At 50.1% G+C, this 597-nt stretch carries 1 protein-coding gene; it reads left to right on the top strand.

Annotated features, from left to right (window positions below; genetic code table 11):
• Nucleotides 1–48: 48 nt before the first annotated feature.
• Nucleotides 49–597, top strand: a 549-nt coding sequence (locus BWI97_RS26740; RefSeq protein WP_304529132.1) for a two-component regulator propeller domain-containing protein, incomplete at its 3' end; no start/stop codon positions are given.

A 597-nucleotide genomic window follows, 5' to 3' on the forward strand; every position in this document is an offset into this window, starting at 1 on the left:
TTTGCGGGACTATCCCGTTTCATCACCCCTTGTCTTAAACGTATCCTGATGCTTTCCATAAATCGATCCATTCGATCCATGTGGTTTTTTCTATACCTGTTCCTGGCCTTGCTTCTGCTTTTACCGCGAATCAGCCACGCACAGCGAGAACCCACGCAATTGAGATTTGATCATATCACGGTTAATGATGGCCTGTCGCACAGCGATGCTCTTTGCATTGCCCAGGATCGCAGGGGTTTCATCTGGATTGGTACCCACAAGGGTGTGAATCGCTATGATGGCTACCGGCTAAAAACATACGACTTGCCCATCAATAACCGAAATGGTATGATCAGCAATCGGGTTCGGGCTCTGCACGTAGACGCTCAGGGTACGCTCTGGGTAGGTATTGATGGAGCCGGGCTGTTCTGGTACAACCCGAACCGGGATCGTTTCGAAAGCATTCTCGAACGGCCCGTAGCGGCCTCGTGCCAATCCCTGATTCAGAAATTGCTGACTCGGATATTTCCGTACTCACATCCGATGCTGTCGGAAAACTCTGGATCGGCACCAATCAAGCATGGCTTGTTTATGCTTCAGTTTGATCAGCAGAACACC

Source organism: Siphonobacter sp. BAB-5405, from assembly GCF_002872335.1.
Taxonomy (GTDB): Bacteria; Bacteroidota; Bacteroidia; order Cytophagales; family Spirosomataceae; genus Siphonobacter.